Source organism: Acidobacteriota bacterium, assembly GCA_016196035.1.
Taxonomy (GTDB): Bacteria; Acidobacteriota; Blastocatellia; order RBC074; family RBC074; genus JACPYM01.
In genome coordinates this window covers 31,892-53,969 of record JACPYM010000059.1, presented here as the reverse complement: position 1 = coordinate 53,969, position 22,078 = coordinate 31,892, and the positions used below count along the sequence as shown (strand labels likewise).

Below are 22,078 nucleotides of genomic sequence, written 5' to 3'. Positions count from 1 at the left end.
TCTTTCCAATGCCGTCTCACAGAAAGTTTCCTTTCGGTTGCACCGCGCCTGCTTTAGAATGCTGGGGCAAAGGAGTTACGACTATGCTCGAAACCATTTCGATAGAAGAAGCGCAAACTAATCTCCCGGCGTTGATTGAAGGCTTGCAGCCCGGCACGGAGATTGTCATCACCCGCAATCATCAGCCTGTTGCCGCATTGCACGCGCCCAGCAACGCATTGCCGCAGCCACGTTTTGGAAGCTGTCAGGGCGCGTTGACGATTGTGGCGGAGGATGACGAACATCTGCAAGACTTCCAGGAGTATCTGCCGTGAATTTGCTGCTGGATACGCATACGCTCCTGTGGTTTGCATTAGGCAATGCGCAATTGAGTGCCACCGCGCGACAACTCATCGAAGACCCTGCCAACACCAAATTCGTCAGCCCCGCGTCCTATTGGGAAATTGCGATCAAGATCAGCATTGGCAAATACGTGTTGCATCAGCCGTATGAAACCTTCTTTGATCGCGCCATCCGGCAAAACGGCTTTCTCATCCTACCGATTGAACTGCGCCACACGGCGGCCTTGACGAATCTACCCTATCATCACCGCGATCCCTTCGACCGCTTGCTGGTCGCGCAGGCAATGGTTGAAGGACTGTCACTCGTGAGCATTGATGCCGTACTCGATGCGTACCCCATCCAAAGGCTGTGGTGATAACTGCGATCACTGCGTCTTGAGGAACACAATCCGGGTGCGATTGCCTTCTCTGGCTCGGCGAGCGACGACACCAGTGCGCGTTGTTCCGACAAGGGTTGTTTTACCTTTTAGCCTTACGAGTGAGCCAGTTCTATTCTCGAATGCAGTAACTAAACGTAGCGAGTTGCACAGCCGCAGTTCGTATAACTCAGCAGGCAAGCAAATCCTTTGTTTCTTCGGATGTTAAGTGACAATCATGTTTTTTCAATATCCTCGGAAAGAAGTTCATCGTTTTTCCCGTCAATTGAATGCATACGAATGGAATCTCTGATATCAAGCCCAAACTCTTTTTCAAATAAATCAGTGTTTGTAAATTTAATCGGGGTAACATCAGGCATACCGCGTTGACGATGGCTTAATTCGTTAAGTGCAGAAATCAGCTTAGTATCTGAGGTCATAAACCCATATGAGGTACTATTATCCATAAAGGGATTCAGTACAAAAACTGCTATTTTGCCATCTGCCAAACAAAACCCTATCGTCAAACCCGCATCAATCTCTCTACAATCTGCATTGACAAATTCACGTTTGAGTAGCGAGCTATCTACTCCAGCAAGTATCTCTATGAACTCACTCACGGTGAGTTCAGATACAGATTGCCCCTTTTTATATGTGCTAAGAAATTTAGTTACTTTATCAACATTGTCATTTTTCCATTTCCCCCACTCCGGTTCTTCTTTCCAGAATCTTTCACAGTTAGAAGCCCTCCTAAGCCCTTCGTTGGAAAACGTTAGCTCTACATTTACATTTTCATCTAGTATCTTCCTTTCCAAAGCTTGGCGGTATCTAAGATGGTTAGTTGGATCCGAAAAACAACCTTGAGCAGGGACATTCAAAAATAAAACGACCTCTTTTTCAGCTCTTTCAATTATTGATACTATTTGCGGAAAATACTCCAGATACTGCCCGATATAACGTGTTGTCAGCGCTAATCTAACTTCTTCAAGTTGCTCCAATTGAGACTGCAATTTTAACGATTGAACGCTTGCGGCGCTAAGTAATTCCTGCTGTTTAATACCTTGCTCAGAAACTCGGTCATTTGAAGTAGAAAGTAGCTGCTGTTGTCCTTCCAGTTTATTTAACAGGCTATTTTGTAAACTATCCAGCTTTTCAAGCTGTTTACGGGCTTCACGGGTTTGCTCAATAGCTTTATAGGTCTGCCATAGCGCTAACAAGAATGCTGTGATATTCAAAATTGCGAATACGTCCATTAGATTACCTTCTTTGTTTCCTACGCGATCTTTAGTGCAATTGATAAAACAGGGATTACGCAGTCACACTCAGGGTAGTTCGTACTTCTTCAGTTTTCATTCAATCCCCACAGATCGCCGACCGTGAAGCCGCTGGGGAAGGGGTCTTCCGCATCTACAACGTAATTCGCAAAGCCCGTAATCCACGCGTGCCCGCTGATGGTTGGAACAACGGCGCGGTAGTTACCGACCTGCGTTTCCGCGATCAGCCGTCCGGTGAAGAGCGTACCTAGAATGCCTTCGTGCGCGAAGTCTTGCTGCAAACCCAGCTTGCCTTTCGCGTGCAACACGGCCATACGCGCGCACGTTCCCGTCCCGCACGGCGAGCGATCCAGCACGCCCGTCCACGATGAAGGCTTGTCCCAATCCGGCGTGCCGGTGGAAACGATCACCGTATTTTTCGCGTCGGCGTTTGGGTGCATTGGCGGCGCGGTCAGTTGCGCAATCGTCACGCCTGCAATGGCGGGGTTTTCTGGATGCACGACCGGCAATTGCTCGCGCGTGGCGGCTTTGATCATTTCGCCAATGCTCACAATGTCGCGGCCTTCATCTGGCGTCAGGCGCAAGCCTACCTGCGCGGCGTTGGCGATGACGTAAAACATCCCGCCGTATGCGACGTCTACGACAATCGTGCCGAGGCCGCGCACTTCGACGGGCGTGTCGAGATGGACGGCGAAGGCGGGCTGGTTTTCAAACGTGACGTTGGTGACTTTGTTGTGGCTGACTGCGGCGGTGACGCCGATCAATCCGGCGGGCGTTTCGAGCGTGAGTTTTGTGATGGGTTCGGTGACGGCGACCATGCCAGTTTCGATCAGCACGGTGACGACGCAGATCGTGTTGGAGCCGGACATCGGCGGATATTCGACCTGCTCCATAATCACGAAGCCCGCATCGGCGCGCGGATCGGTCGGCGGCAAGATCAGGTTGCAACACAGCGCCGGATAGCCGCGCGGTTCACGCAGCATCAGTTTGCGCAAGTCATCGGCCTGCGTTTCGAGATAAGTTTTCTTCTCGAACATCGTGCGGCCCGGTACGTCGAGTACGCCGCCCGTAATGACGCGACCCGGTTCGCCACAGGCGTGTACGTCAACGGCAGAGATCATTTTGGATAAGCGCATTGCGGGTGATTTCCTTTCTCAGCCACGAAGCTACCCGAAAAACCACGAAGCTGGGAAGAAAAGACGGAGGAAAGTGAAGCGCGTTCACTCCTCCCGCTGATTCCCAGCTTCGTGGTTTTCTGTGACTTCGTAATCGGTTTCCTGGTTAGTTGCCGCTCGTTGCCGCGGCTGTCTTATTCCAATCCGGCGGTTCGATGCCTTGCAGGTGATGGACGAAGAAATCCTGCAAGAGCCGTTGGTAATATGCGCCGCCCGCGCCGTGATTGCCGCCGGGCACCATCAGCAGATCGAATTTCTTATTAGCTTTGATCAGCGCGTTCACGACCTGCCACGTAGACGCGGGATCTACGTTCGTATCCATCTCCGGCACGACTAGCAAGAGCTTGCCCTGCAGCTTGGCCGCGTTGTCTACGTTGGATGAAGCTGCGTAGTGCGGGCCTAGCGGCCAGCCCATCCATTGTTCGTTCCACCAAATCTTATCCATGCGATTGTCGTGGCAGCCGCTGTTTGAAACGGCGGCTTTGTAAAACTCAGGATGAAACAACACGCCGCCCGTCGAGTTCTGTCCGCCTGCCGAGGTGCCGTATAAGCCCACGCGCGTGATGTCGTAGTAGGGATATTGCGCGGCGACGGCTTTGTGCCAGAGGATGCGGTCTGGGAAGCCGGCATCGCCCAGATTTTGCCAGGCGACGGCGTGAAAGGCTTTGGAGCGGTTGTTGGTTCCCATGCCGTCAATCTGCGCAACGATGAACCCAAGCTCGGTCAGCGGCTGCCCTGATCCCAACGATGCGCTGAAATTCTTTGGCACGAACGAACCTTGCGGCCCAGCGTAGATCGCCTCAATGACGGGATACTTTTTGGCCGGATCGAAGTTGGCGGGGCGATGAATGATGCCCCAGATTTCGGTCTTGCCGTCGCGGCCCAGCGCCATAAAAGGTTCGGGCGCGCGCCAGCCTGCGGCAGCCAATGCTGTGATGTCGCTCTTCTCCAATTCCAACACCAGCTTCTTGTCTTCGGTGCGGCGCAGCTCGGAAATGGTCGGCAGGTCAACGCGCGACCAGGTGTCCACGAAGTATTTTTGATCTGCCGAGAAAACGACTGTGTGATCGCCGTCGGCTTCGGTCAACGCCGTCAACCCTGTGCCGTCAAAATTGATGCGGTAGTAATGGACGAAGTAAGGGTCTTTGCCCGCGTACATCCCGCTGGCCTGAAACCAAAGCTGGCGTTTCTCTTCGTCAACTTTTTCGATGGCGCGCACGACCCAATTGCCTTTGGTGATCTGGTTTTTGATTTTGCCGGTGACGCCGTCGAATAGATACAGATGCGCCCAGCCGTCGCGCTCCGACATCCAGATGACCTCTTTGCCGTCGGCCAGGTCGTAGCGCACTTTCTTGCCGCTGTCGGTGCGACTCGCCAGCAGCGGGCGGTAGTTGATGAAGGTCTGGCTCTCTTCGCTAATCACGGCGCGCGCTTTGCCGTCGGCGGCGTCCACTTCGATCACGCGATAAAGCTGATGGCCGCGCTGGTTGTATTCAAACGTGAAGGCGCGGCTGTCCTTGCGCCAGACCGGATTCGACAAACTGTATGGATTCGGGAAGAGACTGTTCTCGATGACGGCTTGTTGTTTGGTCTCGACCGCAAACAGCACGGGTTGCGCAATGTCGAGCGCATCGCCGGGCTTGGCGTATTCGCGCGTTGAATGTTTGGGTTGCAACTGATCGGCGGGCGACGATTCGATGTAATGCACCTCGCGCCGGTAGCCGGGCCGCACACGATAGGCCGCCAGCCGCTTGGAATCGGGCGACCACGCGATGGATTGCAACGTGTAGTAATTCCCTTCCGAGCCATCCCAACTCAGCGGCGCCGCCTCGGTCTTGCCTTTGGGGCGAATGAAGACGTTGAAGTTTTGAATCAGCGCCTCCCACTTGCCGTCGGGCGAGGTTCTGAAATTCTGCTCCGGCTGATTCTGGCCGGGGCCTTGCAAGCCGCCGCGCCCCTGTGCGCCTTGCCGTTGCTGGCCTTGCTGTGGTGACAGATCAACCATCCCGTCATACACATCGTTGCCGTATTCCTGCGGGCTGTCTTCGTCATCAGCCATTGGTGGGCGTCGTCCGCCGAAACCGGGCGGGCCTTGCGGCGCTGCGCCAGTCTTCTTGCAGGCATAGTCCGCCAGTTCGCAACGCCACATCGAACCGGCGGCGGCGAAGGTCAGCGCGCGTTCATTGTCCACGAACGTGATGGCTTGGAACGGCAGCTTCAACGCTTCGAACTTTTCGCCCGCTGTCGCCGAAAGCGCCGCCGCCAGCTTTTCGTGATCGAAGGCCGGACGCTTGGTCGCCGTGTCGGCGTCTACCAACACAAATTCATTGCCGCCATTGACCGCTTTGCGATACCAGAAACGCGGCGTCTGGCCGATCCAGTTGGCGCGTTCGGGCACGTTGACGGCCAGCCCTTGCAGCCGGTCGCGCAACTTGGCGGCACGTTCGTAATCGGCCTGTGTGACTTGCGCAAAACTGAGCGCGGGCAACAGCAACAGGCTCGCCAGGAGCGTGATGGTTTGGAAAAGGGTTCTGTGTTTCATAACTGGTGTCCTCCTAGTTTGGTGCGGTTTGTGACGTGCGGCTTCATAGACCGAACAAGTAATCAACCTACTCGATCTTCGCCACGCCATTGCCCGGTTTCGGAAACTTCACAAAGACCGCCGGATCATGGCCGGGCACGATCAGGCGGGAATCGGAAGCGAGTTGCTTCATCCGCTCCTGCGCCCGCAGGTTCGACGCGGCGTCGAGCGTTTGCGCGATGGGTGCGTGCTTGTCGAGGTTTTCGTAAAGATACAAATTATCCGAAGCCACCACAGCCGTGCCGCTCGGCGTGTTGACGCTGACGTACTGCGACGCATAGGTGTGGCGACCGCCCGTGAAGACGCGAATGCCCGGTAGGATTTCCTGATTGTCGCCTTTGACCAATTGGACGCGGCGTTCGGTGTTGAGCTTGACCAGCATCAACACATCGTCTTTGTCGGCGGCGTTGGAACCGCCCGCCTGCCACGCTTCGCCCGTGTAGTAGCTGTACTCGTCGTGCTGAATCCAAAGCCGCGCGTTGGGAAACAAATCCGCGCCGTCCAGATGATCCCAATGAATGTGCGAGATGATGATGTCGGTGATGTCTTCGCGCTTGAGTCCGACTTTGGCAATGGCTTCGGAGGGTTTGACGAAATCTTTGGGCTTCCAGCGCGCCAGAAACTTGTCGCGGTAAAAGCCCGCGTCCACGAGGATGTTGCGCCCGCCCAGCCCTTTGAGCAGCCAGACCATCATTTGAATGTCGAGCTTGCGCGCCTTGTCCGCGCCTGCGACCAGTGAGGCAACGGGAAAGTCAGACAGTACGCCGTAGCTGATGGCGTAGAGTTCATAGACCGGCGGCGGTGCTGGCTGTTGAGTGTCCGCAATGGGGAGTGCTGCTGCATAGTAAAGCAGCAGGGCGCAGAGAGAAAGTATCCATCGTTGCATAGTCGTTTTTCTCCACAGCACATTCATCGTTTGGCCAACTGACCTTCAAGGCTTTGGCTTGAGGGTGACCGTCGCCGTCCAAACCTGCGGTGTCCCTGTCCGATGGTCAATCCACAGCGGGTGGAACGCGCCGTCCGCGCTCGCCGCCAGACCGGCGCTATCCCCAGGCCCGACGCGGCGGCCCAGTTTTTTCCGCATGGCTGCGGTAGCGATACTTGACTTCTCGCTTACCCGAACACTCGGCCCCCACGTCTTGCCGCCATCGTAAGAGACAGCGAACCGCACATCCCACCCCGGGTCTGCTCCAACCGCATCGCGCGTGTCATACCAGGAAATGCCTACCACGCCATCTTTGTTGACGGCGACTGACGGCATAAACGCGCCTCGATAAGTTCCCGCGGCACCCACATTCCCCCCGTCATCAATCGGCGTCGGCCCTGACCACGTTATCCCTTTGTCAGCCGAAAAAGACAATTTGACTCGGCTGCGGACGCCATCGAACTCTGGCCAGACCGCATACAGCCGATCTCGATACAGGCCAGTTGTCTGGTCGCTGGCTAAACATTCCAGCCCGGCCAGTCCCTTTCCCAGAGGCCGCTGGGTTTGCCCGATAAACTTGAATTGCGGAATCACCCGGCCGCGGGGCGGGCGCTCGCCGCTCGCCGGGCTGCCCGGCTCAAAGCTCTGTCCACCATCCACCGACCGTTCGACCCCGAGCCAGGTGGCACTGTCTTCTCGGCGTCGCCAGTCTTCAGCAAAATTGTACAAGGCGACGACGGTTCCGTCTGACAGGACGACGCTATTGCCGGTGCCTCTGGCGGCGTGGGGTTGGTTCGCCATCCGCACGCGCTGAAGGGTCGGTTCGCTGAAGGTGCGCCCCCCGTCAGACGAGAAGAAGATGCCAATCCCGACCTGTGGTATCAGGTCTGCGGCGGTCCCACCCGTGCCGGGTAGAGAGTCGGTAATCACAACCCCATTGCAATAGACCCGACCCTGATACTTCCCACCCGTTCGGTCTATGGTGATATATGGACGGTCTATCCGTGTAGGCTGGTGAACATGGGTTGGTTCGCTCCACGTCAGCCCTTTGTCGGTTGAGTGGGCGACGACGGCGTGATGCGATTGGAGGCGGGCTTCGGCGGCCAACATAGCGAAGTACGCTGCGCCATCAGGCCCGAATGCCACCGCCGGGTCTGCCGCCCGCTTATCCCCGCGCGTCTCAGCGCGGCCTCCCGGTTCAAGCACCGGTTTCCAGGTCATCCCCCCATCGGTCGAAAGGTATCCGATGCACTGGTCTTCGCCGGAATCATACCAAAGCATAGACCCGGCCAGGAGCCGCTGCGGGTCAGTCGGGTCGGCTGCCAAAATCACTTCCCAGTGAGCCAGGTCTGCGCGATCTTTACTCACCTGAATATTTGGCCCGACGCTGATCTCGTTTTGGCTGGATCGGAGAACATGGGATGGCCAGACGCCCGCTAACAGAAACAAAACCATTACGTGTTGCCAGATTCGGTGCATGGCAAATCCTCCTGGAGTTATGTGGCGCCTTCGCAGCTACGGCTTCGCCGCCACGCTCACTTGCACGCCGCTCGTTTGATTGAACCGCGCCACCTCCGTGTCCAGCACCGCCTTCAATTTGGTGAGCGCATCGTCCAGCCGTTTTTTCAGAATGACGTGAAACTCCTTGCTCTGATCGGTTGGCTTAAAGCCGGGGTTTCCCGCCATATCGCCCCCGCCGTTGCCGAACTGGCCGAGCAAGCGCAGAGCGCAGATCAGTGCCCCGAAAGGATAATGTATTGGCCGGTCTCAAGCAGTAACCTGGTGCCAACCTCTGCCATCTGATCAAAAAGCCGCATCCGTTCACGCGCCCGCGCCGGTAAAAGAATGTTGACGATCACGCGCTTATCCGCCCGTGTACTTATCTGTGCTGCTCCCTTAGCTGCGGGGTAAATCGCCTCCAACGCCGCCAGGTATTCGGTGAGGGCGTCTTGGGTTTCCCTGCCAGCTTGCCTGGGTTGTCTAGCTTCATTTCTCATACGGTTTCTCCCAAAGCTCTCTCAATCGAAGAGAGAAATTTACCGGCTCGCTCACAAGCCCGTTTCGCTTCTCTGGCCGTAACCGATTGCGGCTTGTAATCAGCCAAGTGTCGTAACTCCATCAAGTCCATGGGGGTTCGCCCAAGTTCACTGGGCAACACTTTCTTGCGCATAATCAACCGCCGGTTCAATTCCGCCTGCACCTGACTGTGATCCCACTCATTCTCACGCGCGCGAAAATCAGTCAGCTTGATGAGCGCGGCGATGCTCGCCAGGAAGACCGCATAATAGGCCCGGCTTGCGCAGACGTTGTAGCTTTTACTTTGATAGGCCAACAACGTCATCGCCAGATTCTCTTGAGCTTTCAACCAATAATCTTCCCATTCCATAACGCGAGAATAACACTGAGTCAGGCGGCTGCGAACCCCGCCAGCACCTGCCGCGCAGCCGCCTGACTTGAACACATTCGCTCGTTACGGCTTCGCCGCTACCTCCAACTGCACGCCACTCGTCTGATTGAAGCGCGCCACCTCCGTATCCAGCACCACTTTCAATTTCGCCAGCGCATCGTCCAGCCGTTTTTTCAGAATGACGTGAAACTCCTTGCTCTGATCGGTCGGCTTAAAGCCGGGATTGCCCGCCATATCGCCCGCGCCGTTGCCCACCTGTCCAAGCAGGAACAAGTATTGGAAGTAGATGGTCATCGGTTCGCGGTACGACTTCGGATCGTTCTCGTGCGCGACGGGCGAGAGCAGAATGTCTTCGACGGCTTTCAGCTTTTTGTCGAGCGTCTGCGCCGCCGCCATTTGTTCGGCGCTGCCTTTCAGGTCTTCGAGTTGTTTGCGGATGCGTTCGAGTTGGTTGATGGCGTCTGTTGTCTGATTGAGTTCATCCGTCAGCGTCAGGCACATATCTACGCCTTCTTTGACCTCGGCGTCGGGCACGCCTACGTTGGGGTCGGCCAGCAGGCGCAGTTGTTGTGTGACTTTGGTGCCGCCCGCTTCGAGTTCGATTTTGTAAAGGCCAGGGCCGGCCACCACGGGTTGCGCGGGCGGTTGAATGCCGTAATGCACGACGGCGCGCGTTTGGCGTCCCTGAAAGCGCGGCTCCTGCCAGACTTGCGGATAGCTCGCAGGCGTAGTGCGCAACTCGACGGCGCGCGGGCCTTGCGCATAACGCAGATTCCAACTCAAGTTGTTCATGCCTGCTTGCCCGTTCGCGGTGAGCTTGTTGACGAAACGGCCTTCGGCGCTGGTGATCGTGAGCGTCACCGGCCCCGCGCTTTTCAGGAAGTATTGCAGGTACGCGCCCGTCGGGAAGTTGCGAATGACTTCGCCCGCCGTGCCGCCGCCTGCGGTTGCCGGATTGACGGGCGCACCACCGCCGCGTCCGCCACCGCCGCCACCTTGTTGTCCAGCGCCGCCACCGCGTCCGCCTGGCGCAGCACCACCGGGAGCCGCCGCACCGCCTGGCGCAGCACCGCCTGGACGCCCGCCGCCAGCACCGCCCGCCGGAGCCGCAGCTTCAGCGCCGCCACCTTCACCACCAAATCCACCACCACCAAACCCGCCGCCGCCAAATCCGCCAAAACCAATCGGCGTGCTCGTAAAACCAGGCGGGCGCGAAATCAGCCGATAGGTCGCGCGCGGCTCAAACAATGTCGCTACGGCGTTGTTAATTTCCGGCTTCGCTTTTTGAATCGGCGTCAGGTCGTCGAGGATGTAAAAGCCGCGTCCAGAGGTCGCAATCACCAGGTCGTTATATGCCGGTTGAATCTCGATCCACGAGATGCCGACGTGCGGCAAATTGAGTTGCAACGGCTGCCACGTCGTGCCGTCGTCGTGCGAAACATACAGCCCGTTCTCGGTTCCGGCGTAGAGCAAGCCCGGCACTTTCGGGTCTTCGCGCACGACGCGCACGTAGCTGAACACCGACTTGGGAATGCCGCCGCCGAGCGCCTTCCACGTCTTGCCGTAATCGGTCGTCTTGTAAATGTACGGGTCGCGGTTGTTGACCTGATGGCCGTCTACTGAAATGTAAGCCGTGCCTTTGGCGTGACGCGAGGCTTCGATGTTGTTGATCGAACCCCATTTCAATGAGCTTGGCACTTTGGCCGTCAAATCTTTCTGCCAGGTCTTGCCGCCGTCGCGCGAGAGACTGACGAGGCCGTCGTTCGAGCCGATCCACAGCACGCCTTTTTCCTGCGGCGCTTCGGCCAGCGCAAAGATCGTGCAGGCTTCTTCGACGCCGAGATTGTCGTGCGTGAGTCCGCCGGATGGGCCTTGCTTGCTCTTGTCGTCGGTCGTCAGGTCGGGGCTGATGATTTTCCAACTCTGCCCGGCGTTCGTCGTGACGTGCAGAAACTGGCTGGCGACGTAGACGGTGTTGCTGTCGTGCGGCGAGATGTAAACGACGTGCGTCCAGTTCCAACGGTACTTGGAATCAATGGCGGGCGCGTCTAGAAACTTCTCCGGCCACACATCCACCGAGCGCGTCACGCCTGTGCGCACGTCGTAACGCTCAACGCCGCCCGCATAACAAGTCCCCCAAATGATGTTCGGATTTTTCGGATCGGGAATCGAGAAGCCCGATTCGCAACCCGCCGTGCGCTGCCACGTAATGTTGCCGCCCAGGCTTGCGCCCGCGCCGCGCATCGAAGACTTGTCCTGCTCGCTGCCGTGCAAGCCATAAGGCACAGCGTTGTCGGCGGCGACGTGATACATCTGCGCGACGGGCAACACGACGCGCTGCCATTGCTGGCCGTGATTGGTGGTGATCATCACGCCGCCGTCATTGCCGATCATCATGCGGTCGGCGTCCGTCGGGTCAGCCCACATATCGTGATTGTCGCCGCCCCACGGAATCGTGCGCGCCGTCTGCCCGCCATCCATCGAAACGACCATCGAATTGTTCGGGAAATAAACTTCGTCCTGATTCTTCGGTGAGATGAGCATGCGCGTGTAATAGTGCGGACGCTCGGCCAGGATGTGGCTGTAATTGACGACCTTCCACTGCTCGCCGCCGTCTTCCGAACGCCAGAGCGAGCCTTTGCCGTTCCAGCCCGTTTCGATCAACGCATAAATACGTTGCGGATTGCTCGGCGCAATCGAAACCGCGATTTTGCCGAGCGGCGATTCGGGCAAGCCCTGCGCAGGTGTCAGCCGTTTCCACGTCGTGCCACCATCGGTTGATTTGAAGACGCCGCTGCCCGGCCCGCCGCTGTATTTGCCCCAGGTGGTAATCACGAATTCCCACGTCCCGGCAAACAGGATGTTCGGATTCGACGGATCCAGCGCCAGCTCCGACACGCCCGTGTTTTCGTTGACGAAGAGCGTCTGCTCCCAAGTCTTACCGCCGTCTTTCGTGCGATAGACGCCGCGCTCTTTTTGCGGGCCGTAGCCGTGCCCGACCGCGCCGACATAAACGATGTCAGGATTGGTCGGATGAATAATGACGCGCGAGACGCGCCCCGTCGCTTCCAAACCCATCCGCTGCCACGTCGCGCCGCCATCGGTGGATTTATAGACGCCATCGCCGATGGAGATGCCGCTGCGCACCCAACTCTCGCCCGTGCCTGCCCACACAATGTCTTGATTCGACGGGGCAATCGCCAGCGCACCAATGGATTGCGATTTCTGCTTGTCGAAGACGGGCTTCCACACCACGCCGCCGTCAATGGATTTGAAGATGCCGCCCGACGCCGCGCCCGCGTAATAGACCTGCTTGTTGCCGGGCGGGCTGACGACGGCGGAGACGCGGTTGCCTGGGGGGCCGACATAGCGGAATTGCAGGCGGCTCACGTCTACGCCGTTGATGACGGTCGGGCCGTCGGTCATTTCGATTTGTTGTTGGGTTTGGGGTGCTTGACCGCCGCCGCGTTGCGCGTTGAGTTGCGCGCCGGCAGCGGCCAGTCCAAGCATTGTGACGAAAGTGAGAAGCAAAATGCGGAAGCGCGTATTCATAGATTGGTACCTGTGAGAGTGATGGACGCCGCGCGGAAGGCGGCGTATTTTGCCTGACTCTGCGGCAATTGATTCGGTGACAGCCAACCGCCACTTGCCGCCGTATAAAACAATGCCTGCGAACGACGGCGGCGTTCGCAGGCAAACGTCAATCACCAGCCAGCAAAAATCAGAAGCGGTAATGCAGGCTGAACTGGATTACCCGTCGCCCGAAGAACGTGCCGGTGATTCTGCCAAAGCTGGTCGAGGTGACCGTCTGGTCGCCCACGCTCCACGTTGGATGATTGAAGATGTTGGTGGATTCCATGCGCAGCACAAGCGTGTGGCCTTCCTTGATTTTCGTCGTCTTGCTCAGCGCAAAGTCGGCGTTGAAGACCCAGGGTGCGCTGAACATGCGGCGTTGCAACTGACCGAGCGTGCCCGCGCCGGGCTGGGAGAAAACCTGCCCATTGAAGGCGGCTGAACCGTCCGCCGCCACCGCGCGCCCATCGCTGCCCAGCCACGAAGCCGGCACGAAATACGGGCCGTTCGAGGCGATACGCACCTGGAAGCCCTCGAACAGTTGCGCATTCGTCAAACTGCTGCTGGCCGTGTTGGTGCCCGATTGGCCGCTGCGATTGAGCGTGCCGCGCCCGCTCAACACAGAGAAAGGCGCGCCCGATTCCTTGATGAAAATGCTGCTGATCTGCCAGCCGGACAGCGCGCGCTCCAACGGCTTGAAGTTGAACCAATGCCCCTTGCCGGCGGGTAGTTGATAGACAAAGTTGCCCTTGATGACGTGCGACAGATCAAACGGCGCGCGGGCGCGTTCGATGCGGGGGTTGGCAAAATCCAGGAAGGCTTCGTTGCGATTCTGGAAGGCGTTCTCAGAACCGGCGGCCGCGTCTGACAACACCTTCGACCAGGTGTAATTGACTTGGAAGGTCAAGTCGCGCAAGCGCCCGCGCATGTCCATTTGCAGCGCGTTGTATTGCGAATGGCTGTAGTTGCTCAGCACGTTGGTCGCCAGCCCAAATGGATTGGGAAAGAAGTTGACGGTTCCGTTCGTGCGCGTGACTTGATAGTTCGAAGCCAATTCGCCGACCTGGCCTTGATCTATCAACGTGCGAATCGTGGTGTTGGTCAACTGGCCGCCCGTCGGCAACAGCGGCAACACCGTCAATTGCTGGCTGCCGGCGATGGCCGCGTTGTAGGCCGGATTGAAGACGCCCGTGGCCGCGCGCGACAAATTGCCGTTGCTTTGCGCGCGGCGGAAATCGGCCAGGAATTCGGGCGAGACCAGCACCTGATTCTGGTCAATGCCGCGCAGCAATTTGACGCCGTGATTGCCGACATAGCGCGCGTCGAAAACGATCTTGTGCCATTCATGCTGGATGCCGATATTCCATTGCTGGACATAAGGCGTGCGCAAATTCGGATCGGGAATCGAGAAGTTGGTGGACGAATTGAGCAGGTTGTTGTCCTGGAAAGTGCGCGGCACTTTGAAGGCCGGGGTGTTGATCGTTGGCGCTCCGTTCGCCGTGAGGCGTCCCGTCAGGCCGGAGCCGGTGACCGTCTGGGCCAGCCCGGCGTTCCCGCCGACATAAGCATTGAGCGCGATCACGAATTCGTCATTCACGTGATTGACGCTGTAACCGGCGCGCAACGCCGTCTTGCCGTTGCCGAACAGATCCCACGCCAAGCCGATGTTCGGCGCGAAGTTGTTGCGGTCAGAGCTATAAAACGGACGATTCACGGCGTTGCCCGCGAAATCGAGCGTCGAGTTGGAACGCAATGTATTGAGTACCGTGCCATTCAGCACCGGCAACAGCGCCAGCCCGTCAACTTCGTCAACCGGTGTGAAGTAGTCGTACCGCAACCACAGCGTCGCCGTCAGGCGCGGTTTCACCTTCCACGAATCGGTCAAATAGCCCGCATAGTTGTGAAAGGTCAGGTTGCGCCGCGTCAACGCGCCTTTGACAAAACCGGCGGTGCGGTCTTTGACATTGAAGGTTTGCGTATAGCTGGTGTAATAGCCCGCCAAATTCGCCAGCAGGTTGTTGGCGGCGGTCAGATCGGTCGAACTGGCGCCTGGCAATTGCGTGGTCAGCCCCTGATTGCCCGTGCCGATGCCCAAGGTGACGGTCGGCGTGATGCCGCCTTCGTTGTAGTTTTCGACATAGACGCGCTGGCTGTAATAGCCGAATTGCAGCGTGTGTTTGCCCATCACATAAGAGGCATTGTCAAAGAGGTTGTAGGTGCGCGGATTGCGCCCTTGCAAGCGAAAGGTGTTCAGCGGATTGCCGAACAGTCCGCCCGCGATGCCGATGATCGAACTGCCGAACTGTTCCGAAGTCGCAAAGATCACCGGCGCGATGTTGAAACCGCCGCGCAGTTCGTTGGTGAACTTCGAGGTCGGATTCCAGCGCCAGCCGACTGAAAAGAGTTTAGAGATGTCGTCGTTGATGACCTTCGGTTTGGTGTCGTAATCGTTCGACTGATCGGGGCGGTCAATGATGTCGCTGTTGAAGACATAGCTGCCCTGGATTGCGTGTTTGGTCGAAAGGTTGTAATCCACCTTGGCCGTGTAATGATCCTGTGTGCGGTTGTTCTGGATGTTGAAGGAGTAACCGGCGGTGTTGCGCAACAGCGTCTCGCTGCTGTCGCCGGTGCGATAGTTGTTGATCTTATCCGGCGTCGGAATCTTGGCGATGATGGCGGCGGTCGCCGGGTCGGCAGACAGCCCCAGCGTTTGCAGGATGTTGACCTTCTTCACCGCGCCCGTCCCGTCCTGATAAGTGAAGATGCCATTGCGCGCGTCGGCGGTCAGGATGGCGCGATTGGCCGCCGTTTGCTGACGCAGGCGGTATGCTTCGTAATTGAAATAGAAAAGCAGCTTGTCTTTGATGACCGGGCCGCCAATGGTGGCGCCGATCCAGTTGGCATTGAGAAAGGGCTTGGCAATGCCGTCGCGGTTGTTGAACCAGGTGTTGGCCGCCACCGCGCTGTTGCGATTCTGCCAGTAACCCGAACCATGAAATTGATTCGTCCCCGACGGCGTGACAAAGGAAATTTGCGACGCGCCGCCGCCCGCCAACGAACTGCTGTTGGAGGTCGTAAGCGTGACTTCGGCGACCTGATCGAGCAACAAGACGTTGGGCGAAAAATCCACCGCGTTGGTGCGGATGAAGTTGTCCTGAATGTTGATGCCGTCGAGCGTGACGTTGGTGAACGAGGTGCGCTGGCCGTTGATCGTCGCCGAGCCGCGGCCATTGCCGACGCCCGCTTGGGTTGTGACAAAAGCCTGCGGGCTGCGCCCCAGCACGGGCAATTCCCGAATCTGGTTTTTGGTGATGTTCAGGGAAACCTCGGCGTTGGAAGTTTGCACGGACTGCGATTCGGTGACTTGCACCGTCTCGCTCAATTGCCCGACCTCCAATTGAAATGTGGAAAGCGCCAATTCCTGGTTGGGGCGCACGATGACTTCCTGTATCACGCGCTTCTTGTAACCTTGCGCGATGATAACCAATTCGTAAGCGCCGGCGGGCACCCCCGCCAGATTGAACAGACCTTCGCTGGTGGTGACGGCGTTAATGACCGCGCGGCTGCCGCCGGGCAGCATCAATTCGATGCTAGCGCCGGGCACGGCCGCGCCGGCTTGATCGGTCACCGTGCCGTTGATGCGGCCTGTGACTTGCGCGAACGCGCTGATCGCCAGCAGGCTCAGCATGAGCGCCGCTAACGCGAGTGACCTAAATCGGTTTTTCATGGTGAAACTCCTTATTGGGGTGGCGCCGCAGGCAACGTGAGCCTGCGGCGAGGGTGGTCAATGCCGGATGCGTGTTGCCATCCGAACTACGGCCGTCCAGCTTGACTAAGTGAAGCGCCAAAAAACTTTTGAAAAACGCGACGGACAAAGGAATGGAGACAAAGGAGTGGGGGCAAGGGAATGAGGCGGCTCAACTTGGCTTCTTCTTCCTCTGCTCACAGTCCCTTGCCGGCTCTTTGCTCCAAAAACTTTTGCTCATTCGCTTAGCTACTGATGTTTTTTTGCTTTTGTTTTTCGCTCATCCGCAACCGCTCCGTAGCCGTAGGCGGATGCGTTATTTCAGGTCGGGTGGAAGCGCTGCCGCATTGCCGTCAATGAAACGCGCAAACCAGTATAGCTGCCAATTCAGGCTTTCGACCAGATGCTTCGGCTCGCCCGTGCGCGTCAGGTTGTGATTCTCGCGCGGGAACATCACGATCTCGGTCGTCACGCCGTAATGCTTCAACGCGCGGAACCATTGCTCGCCTTGTTCCAACGGCACGCGGAAATCGTTGTCCGAATGCAAAATCAACGTCGGCGTTTTGACGTTCTTCGCGTATTTCAACGGCGAGCGCTCCCAGTACAGATCGAACTTCTCAAACAGGTCGCCGCCGAAATCGTCCTTGTGCCCATACGCGCCGTCGCGCGTGCCCTCGTCAGAGACGAAGTTGACGACGCTGCGCAACGTCACTGCCGCTTTGAAGCGGTCGGTGTGGCCGACAATCCAGTTCGTCATAAAGCCGCCATAGCTGCCGCCGGTCACGCCCAGCTTGTCGGCATCAATCCACGCATAACGTTTGAGCGCCGCGTCCAAGCCGTTCATCACGTCCTGATAATCCTTGCCGCCCCATTCGCCAAAGATGCCGCGCTCGAACTTTTCGCCGTAGCCCGTCGAGCCGCGCGGGTTTGTGTACAGCACGCCGTAGCCTTTGGCCGCGTAGACCTGAAACTCATGAAACCAATCCACGCCGTATTGCCCCGCCGGGCCGCCATGAACGTTGAGAATGAGCGGATATTTTTCACCTTCCTGATAATTGATCGGCTTGACGATGAAGCCGTCTACGTCCCAGTTGTCGGCGCTCTTGTAGCTGAAGCGTTCGACATCGGCCAATTGCAACTGCTGCCACAAAGCTTGATTCAGATGCGTGAGCTGGCGTTCGTTTTTGCCGTTGAGATCGCTGATGAACAGATCATCGAGGTGCTTGAAATCATTCACGGTGTAAGCCAGCGCGCCTTTGCTGAAATCCACGGCGCGCACGGCCCGCGCGCCTGTCGTGACCTGGGCAATGGCTTTCGTCGCCAGATCAACGCGGAACAAGTGATATTCGCCTTTCACGCCCGTCTCAAAAAACAGCGCGCGTCCATCGCCAGTCATTGGCGACCATTCCAGGCCGGTGGGAATCAGATCAAGCCCGTTGGCTGCGAGTGTAGAAGCCGCGCCGCCCGTTGCCGGAGCGAGCCAGATTTTGGGATGCTCGCGCTCGCGCGTCGTGCCGGTGAAAGCGATGGTCTTGCCATCGGGCGACCAGCGCGGGCTGTTGTCGGCTTCGGCGTGGTCGGAAATTTTGGTGAGCGCGCCGCCTTCAGCAGAGATGACCCAAACATCGCTGTTGCGATTCTGCTCATACTCTTTGCCAGTGCGGTTCGAAACGAAGGCGAGCCGCGTCCCGTCGGGCGACCATTGCGGATCGGCATCGTTCCAGTCGTCGCCTTCGGTGATTTGTTTGGCCACGCCGCTTTTGACATCAATGACCCACAGGTGTGTGCGCCGGTCGTCGAACCAGCCGGAGTCATTGAACTTGTACGACGTGTTTTTGTAATGCCGCACATCGCTGCGGTCTTTGCTTTCAGGCCGATTGTCGCTGGGGCCGCTACGGCTGACGACAACCAGGCGCGACCCCTCCGGCGACCATTGAAACACGCTGACGCCGTTCTTGAGATTTGTCACGCGCCGCGCTTCGCCGCCATCGAGCGACAGCGCATACACCTGCGGACGCGGTTGCTCCTGCGCGTTCGCGTCCGCGCTTGGGCGTGATGAAATGAACGCGAGCGCGCGGCCATCCGGCGACCAACGCGGCGACGAAGCCGATTGCGGACTGGTGGTGAATGGCCACGGCGCGCGGGAACCATCTGCGGCAACCATCCAAATCGCAGAGTTGCGCCGGTTCTGCCCGCGCTCCACCTTGGTTACGACATAGGCGACCAACTTGCCATCAGGCGAAAGGTGCGGGTCGCTCAAGGATTCAAACGCGAAATAATCTTCGGGGGTGATGCCGCGTGTTTGCGCGAGCGTTGGCGCGGCGAACAACGTCAGCACGAGACAAACTGATTGGAGTAGAAGTTTCATAAGCGTTTATTTGGTCTTCACGATGGTGGCGCGCAGGATGTAATCCAGACGCGGAAAGTTTTGTTTCAGCCAGTCGTTGCCGCCTTCAAACAACGGCGTTTGCTTGCCCGCACGGATGCCCCCGCCCGACGTTTCGCCGTATTCGGCATTCAACGCGTCGGCGACTTCCAAGCCTTGGATAATTTTGCCGAACGGCACGAATGGCTCTTTATCGTGCGTCGCCGAATTGTCGCGCAGATTGAAGAACACCTGCGTGGTGCGACCATTCGCCACAGCAAAGGCGAAGGCGACGGTGCCGCGCTGGTTCGAGACGCCGGCGGGCAGATCATCAGGGATTGTTTGTGTGCGCCAGGCTCGTGCAATTTTCGGATCGCCATTGATGCCGAACTGCGCCCATTTGCCCGCAATGACGCGATGAAAGCGCACTTGATTGTAATAGCCCGCGCGCACCAGGTTGTAAAAGCGATCTGCACCATGCGGCGACCACGCGCGTTGGACTTCCATCACGATGAGGCCTTTGCTGGTTTCCATCCGCACGTTGAATCGTGCGGGCGCGCGCTGGGTCAGCTTGGCCGGATCAAGCAACTTCGCCCGCGTTTGCCCGAGCAACGGTGTTGCGCCGCAGATCAGCAAGAACAGAATACAGAGGCCCGTTTGAGTCATGACGTTTTACGGAGTCGCCAGCACCCGCGCCGTTTGTGTGAACTGCTTGCCGCCGGTTTGCAACGTCACCGTGAAATCACCCGGCGCGAGCGGTGCCGCAGCGGGCCGACCACCGCCACCGAACTGCTGACCAAAGTCAACCAGCGGCAGCACGACGCGATTCAACCCAGCTTTTGTTGCGCCGTCCAAGGTGCGCAGCGTTTTGCCGCCGGCATCGGTGACGGTCAAAGTGACTTTCTCTGGCGCGGCTTCTTTCAGGAAATACACAAACGTCAAGCCGTTCGGCTCGTTGGGCGTGAGGGCCAAACGGTCGCCATACAAACGATAATTGCCAAGCGCACCTTCGCGGCGGCGGGCTTTCGGCTCAATCGCAAACAGGTACGCCTCGGCTTGCAAGGCTTTCTGCATTGCGCGCAACGGCGTGATGTCCGTCACCCAGATGCCGCGCCCATACGTGCCGACCACGAGATCGCCCTCGCGCGGATGCACGATCAAATCGTGGACGGCGACGAGCGGCAGATTGCCTTTCAAAGCCGACCACACTTTACCGCCGTCGAGCGAAACATACACGCCCATATCGTTGCCGACGAAGAGCAGATCAGCGTTCACATTATCTTCCCAAAGCACATTGATCGGACGCTGCGGCAAGTTGTTGTGAATGGCTATCCACGTCATACCGAAGTCAGTCGTTTTGTAGAGAAACGGGCGAAAGTCATCTTGCCGATGGCGCGATTTGGCAACGTAAGCCGTGCCGGCTTGAAAGTGCGAGGCAAAGACACGATTCGTCCATGCGTCCTCCGGGCCGCCGACTTGTGCGATGGTGTTCGTCGCGTCGAACCAGTTTGCGCCCGCGTCTTTCGTGACCTGGACTTTGCCGTCATCCGTGCCGACCCAAATCACACCAGCTTGCTTGGGCGATTCGGCAATTGTCGTGATCGTGCAATGTTGAATTGCGGCGCTCGGCGGACTGATTTTGTGCGCATCGTTCGTCGTCAAATCGGGGCTGATCTCTTGCCAGGTGTCGCCGCGATCGGTCGAACGAAACAGCACCTGCGCGCCAACGTAGACCACCTTTGGATCGTGCGGCGACAGGCGCAGCGGCGCAACCCAGTTGAAGCGCAGCAGCGGTTTGTCTGCCGCGCGTGTCGGCGCAATCACTTTGCGCTCGTGTGTCTTTTGATCAAAACGCGCGGCGCGTCCAAATTCCTGCGTGTTATAAACCCAGCGGTTGTCGGTCGGATCAACCTGGTTGTACATCCCGTCGCCGATACCGGTGGTTGTCCAGTCTTCGATGCCGATGCTGCCCGACCAGCCGTTGCTGGGGCCGCGCCACGATTCGTGATCCTGCAAACCGGCGTAGATGTTGTACGGCTCGGCCATATCCACCGTCAGCGCGTAGATTTCACCGAGCGGCAAGTTGTTCAAATGATCGCACGTCTTCGCACCGTCATACGAAATGTACACGCCGCCATCCGAACCCGCCATCATTCGTTCTGGATTCTGCGGATCAATCCACATCACGCGGAAATCGCCGAAGGCACGGCGAAATGGGCGATACGGTTGCTGCCGTCCCTCTTGTGGAGGCCCGCCGCCAACATTGCTCAAACCAATCCACATCTTGCCGCCGTCGGTGGTTTCGATCAGATTGGAACCCGTGATGAAGACGCGGTCAGGGTTTTCTGGATGCACGCGCAGGATATTGAACGCATAGCCAGACTTGCGGCTTACATCGTCTTTGTCGGCGCTCACCTTGCGCCACGTCGCGCCTGCGTCATCGGTGCGATAGACCTCGCCGCTGATGATTTGCTGCGTGCCTTCGCGGAGATTGCGGTTGTCTACGACGGCGTAAAGGATGTTCGGATTTTTCTGAAACAGATCAATGCCGATGCGGCCAATCGTGCCGGTGGGCAAGCCGTTTTCGAGCTTCTTCCAGTGCGCGCCACCGTCGGCTGTCTTGTAAATCCCGCTGCCCGCGCCGCCGTCCACGATGCGCCAGGGATCGCGTTTGAGGTCATACAGTGCGGCGTACAACGTGTCCGGCTCATTGCGGCTCAACACCAAATCAATCGCGCCCGTGCGGTCGTTGGCGTACAACACTTTTTTCCAGGTCTTGCCGCCGTCGGTGGTTTTGAAGACACCGCGCTCTTCGTTCGTCGTGTAAAGATGCCCCATCGCGGCGACGTAAACGATGTCAGGATTGGTCGGATGCGTGACGATGCGCGTGATGTGCTGGCTGTCTTTCAAACCCATGTTTTGCCACGTCTTGCCCGCATCGGTGGATTTGTAAATGCCATCGCCCCAATACGCTGATCGCGCGCACGAATTGTCGCCCGTGCCAACCCAGACGATGTTTTCATTCGTCGGCGCAACCGCGAGCGCGCCGACCGCCGCTACGTTTTGATTGTCAAAGACCGGCTCAAAGGTCGTCCCATTGTTCGTCGTTTTGAAAACGCCGCCGTGGCGCGCGGCGACATAAAACGTATAGAGATGCGCTTTTGCAGGTGTTTCCGGCACCGCAATGTCCGACACCCAACCGCCGACGCGAAACGGGCCGAGGTTGCGGTATTGAAAGCCATCGCGCAGCACTTCATCCAGGCTTTGCGGTTGCGCTGAAAGGGCGAACGCACCCAAACATAGAAGCAAGCGAAGGAATTGTTTCATCGGTCTTGG

General features: G+C 57.9%; 15 protein-coding genes. 2 read left to right on the top strand and 13 right to left on the bottom strand.

Features of this window, described 5'->3' with window-relative positions; translation table 11 throughout:
* Nucleotides 1–83: 83 nt before the first annotated feature.
* A complete protein-coding gene (locus HY011_17900) occupies nt 84–314 on the top strand; it encodes a hypothetical protein (GenBank protein MBI3424813.1) in 231 nt (76 codons plus the stop codon).
* Entirely contained in the window at nt 311–697 is a 387-nt protein-coding gene (locus tag HY011_17895) for a type II toxin-antitoxin system VapC family toxin (GenBank protein MBI3424812.1), read from the top strand. The genes HY011_17900 and HY011_17895 overlap by 4 nt, the downstream gene beginning before the upstream one ends.
* A 236-nt stretch (nt 698–933) precedes the next feature.
* On the opposite strand, the gene HY011_17890 is transcribed toward HY011_17895, so the two are convergent.
* The 13 genes from HY011_17890 to HY011_17830 form a co-directional block, all read right to left on the bottom strand.
* On the bottom strand, nt 934–1,950 hold the full coding sequence (locus tag HY011_17890) for a hypothetical protein (GenBank protein ID MBI3424811.1): 1,017 nt from the start codon (nt 1,948–1,950) through the stop codon (nt 934–936).
* 89 nt (nt 1,951–2,039) lie between these two features.
* Nucleotides 2,040–3,107 (bottom strand): proline racemase family protein, encoded by a 1,068-nt coding sequence (locus HY011_17885; GenBank protein ID MBI3424810.1) that lies wholly within the window; start codon nt 3,105–3,107, stop codon nt 2,040–2,042.
* A 145-nt stretch (nt 3,108–3,252) separates the two neighbouring features.
* Complete coding sequence (locus HY011_17880) at nt 3,253–5,688, bottom strand: DPP IV N-terminal domain-containing protein (protein ID MBI3424809.1); 2,436 nt, start codon at nt 5,686–5,688, stop codon at nt 3,253–3,255.
* 67 nt (nt 5,689–5,755) lie between these two features.
* The gene (locus HY011_17875) at nt 5,756–6,613 is read right to left on the bottom strand and encodes an N-acyl homoserine lactonase family protein (GenBank protein MBI3424808.1); all 858 of its coding nucleotides are present in this window, start codon (nt 6,611–6,613) and stop codon (nt 5,756–5,758) included.
* A 45-nt stretch (nt 6,614–6,658) separates the two neighbouring features.
* Complete coding sequence (locus HY011_17870) at nt 6,659–8,131, bottom strand: exo-alpha-sialidase (protein ID MBI3424807.1); 1,473 nt, start codon at nt 8,129–8,131, stop codon at nt 6,659–6,661.
* Between the two features lie 36 nt (nt 8,132–8,167).
* Nucleotides 8,168–8,338 carry a hypothetical protein gene (locus tag HY011_17865; GenBank protein ID MBI3424806.1) on the bottom strand — a complete coding sequence of 57 codons (171 nt, stop codon included), beginning with the start codon at nt 8,336–8,338 and terminating at the stop codon, nt 8,168–8,170.
* 47 nt (nt 8,339–8,385) lie between these two features.
* The gene (locus HY011_17860; GenBank protein ID MBI3424805.1) at nt 8,386–8,649 is read right to left on the bottom strand and encodes a hypothetical protein; all 264 of its coding nucleotides are present in this window, start codon (nt 8,647–8,649) and stop codon (nt 8,386–8,388) included.
* Nucleotides 8,646–9,113 carry a HEPN domain-containing protein gene (locus HY011_17855; GenBank protein MBI3424804.1) on the bottom strand — a complete coding sequence of 156 codons (468 nt, stop codon included), beginning with the start codon at nt 9,111–9,113 and terminating at the stop codon, nt 8,646–8,648. The genes HY011_17860 and HY011_17855 overlap by 4 nt, the downstream gene beginning before the upstream one ends.
* Before the next feature lie 9 nt (nt 9,114–9,122).
* Nucleotides 9,123–12,611: a hypothetical protein gene (locus tag HY011_17850; protein ID MBI3424803.1), complete on the bottom strand. Its 3,489-nt coding sequence runs from the start codon at nt 12,609–12,611 to the stop codon at nt 9,123–9,125.
* Nucleotides 12,612–12,780: 169 nt separating this feature from the next.
* Nucleotides 12,781–16,359, bottom strand: coding sequence for a TonB-dependent receptor (locus tag HY011_17845; GenBank protein ID MBI3424802.1), 3,579 nt, complete (start codon nt 16,357–16,359; stop codon nt 12,781–12,783).
* A 334-nt stretch (nt 16,360–16,693) separates the two neighbouring features.
* Complete coding sequence (locus tag HY011_17840; protein ID MBI3424801.1) at nt 16,694–18,745, bottom strand: S9 family peptidase; 2,052 nt, start codon at nt 18,743–18,745, stop codon at nt 16,694–16,696.
* A 6-nt stretch (nt 18,746–18,751) separates the two neighbouring features.
* Complete coding sequence (locus HY011_17835) at nt 18,752–19,408, bottom strand: peptidylprolyl isomerase (protein MBI3424800.1); 657 nt, start codon at nt 19,406–19,408, stop codon at nt 18,752–18,754.
* Between the two features lie 6 nt (nt 19,409–19,414).
* The gene (locus HY011_17830; protein ID MBI3424799.1) at nt 19,415–22,069 is read right to left on the bottom strand and encodes a hypothetical protein; all 2,655 of its coding nucleotides are present in this window, start codon (nt 22,067–22,069) and stop codon (nt 19,415–19,417) included.
* Nucleotides 22,070–22,078 lie beyond the last annotated feature (9 nt).

Coding starts and splice junctions, on each gene's coding strand:
- HY011_17900 (MBI3424813.1), top strand. CDS start 84: ATGCTCGAAACCATTTCGATAGAAGAAGCGCAAACTAATCTCCCGGCG.
- HY011_17890 (MBI3424811.1), bottom strand. CDS start 1,950: ATGGACGTATTCGCAATTTTGAATATCACAGCATTCTTGTTAGCGCTA.
- HY011_17885 (MBI3424810.1), bottom strand. CDS start 3,107: ATGCGCTTATCCAAAATGATCTCTGCCGTTGACGTACACGCCTGTGGC.
- HY011_17880 (MBI3424809.1), bottom strand. CDS start 5,688: ATGAAACACAGAACCCTTTTCCAAACCATCACGCTCCTGGCGAGCCTG.
- HY011_17875 (MBI3424808.1), bottom strand. CDS start 6,613: ATGCAACGATGGATACTTTCTCTCTGCGCCCTGCTGCTTTACTATGCA.
- HY011_17870 (MBI3424807.1), bottom strand. CDS start 8,131: ATGCACCGAATCTGGCAACACGTAATGGTTTTGTTTCTGTTAGCGGGC.
- HY011_17865 (MBI3424806.1), bottom strand. CDS start 8,338: ATGGCGGGAAACCCCGGCTTTAAGCCAACCGATCAGAGCAAGGAGTTT.
- HY011_17860 (MBI3424805.1), bottom strand. CDS start 8,649: ATGAGAAATGAAGCTAGACAACCCAGGCAAGCTGGCAGGGAAACCCAA.
- HY011_17850 (MBI3424803.1), bottom strand. CDS start 12,611: ATGAATACGCGCTTCCGCATTTTGCTTCTCACTTTCGTCACAATGCTT.
- HY011_17845 (MBI3424802.1), bottom strand. CDS start 16,359: ATGAAAAACCGATTTAGGTCACTCGCGTTAGCGGCGCTCATGCTGAGC.
- HY011_17840 (MBI3424801.1), bottom strand. CDS start 18,745: ATGAAACTTCTACTCCAATCAGTTTGTCTCGTGCTGACGTTGTTCGCC.
- HY011_17835 (MBI3424800.1), bottom strand. CDS start 19,408: ATGACTCAAACGGGCCTCTGTATTCTGTTCTTGCTGATCTGCGGCGCA.
- HY011_17830 (MBI3424799.1), bottom strand. CDS start 22,069: ATGAAACAATTCCTTCGCTTGCTTCTATGTTTGGGTGCGTTCGCCCTT.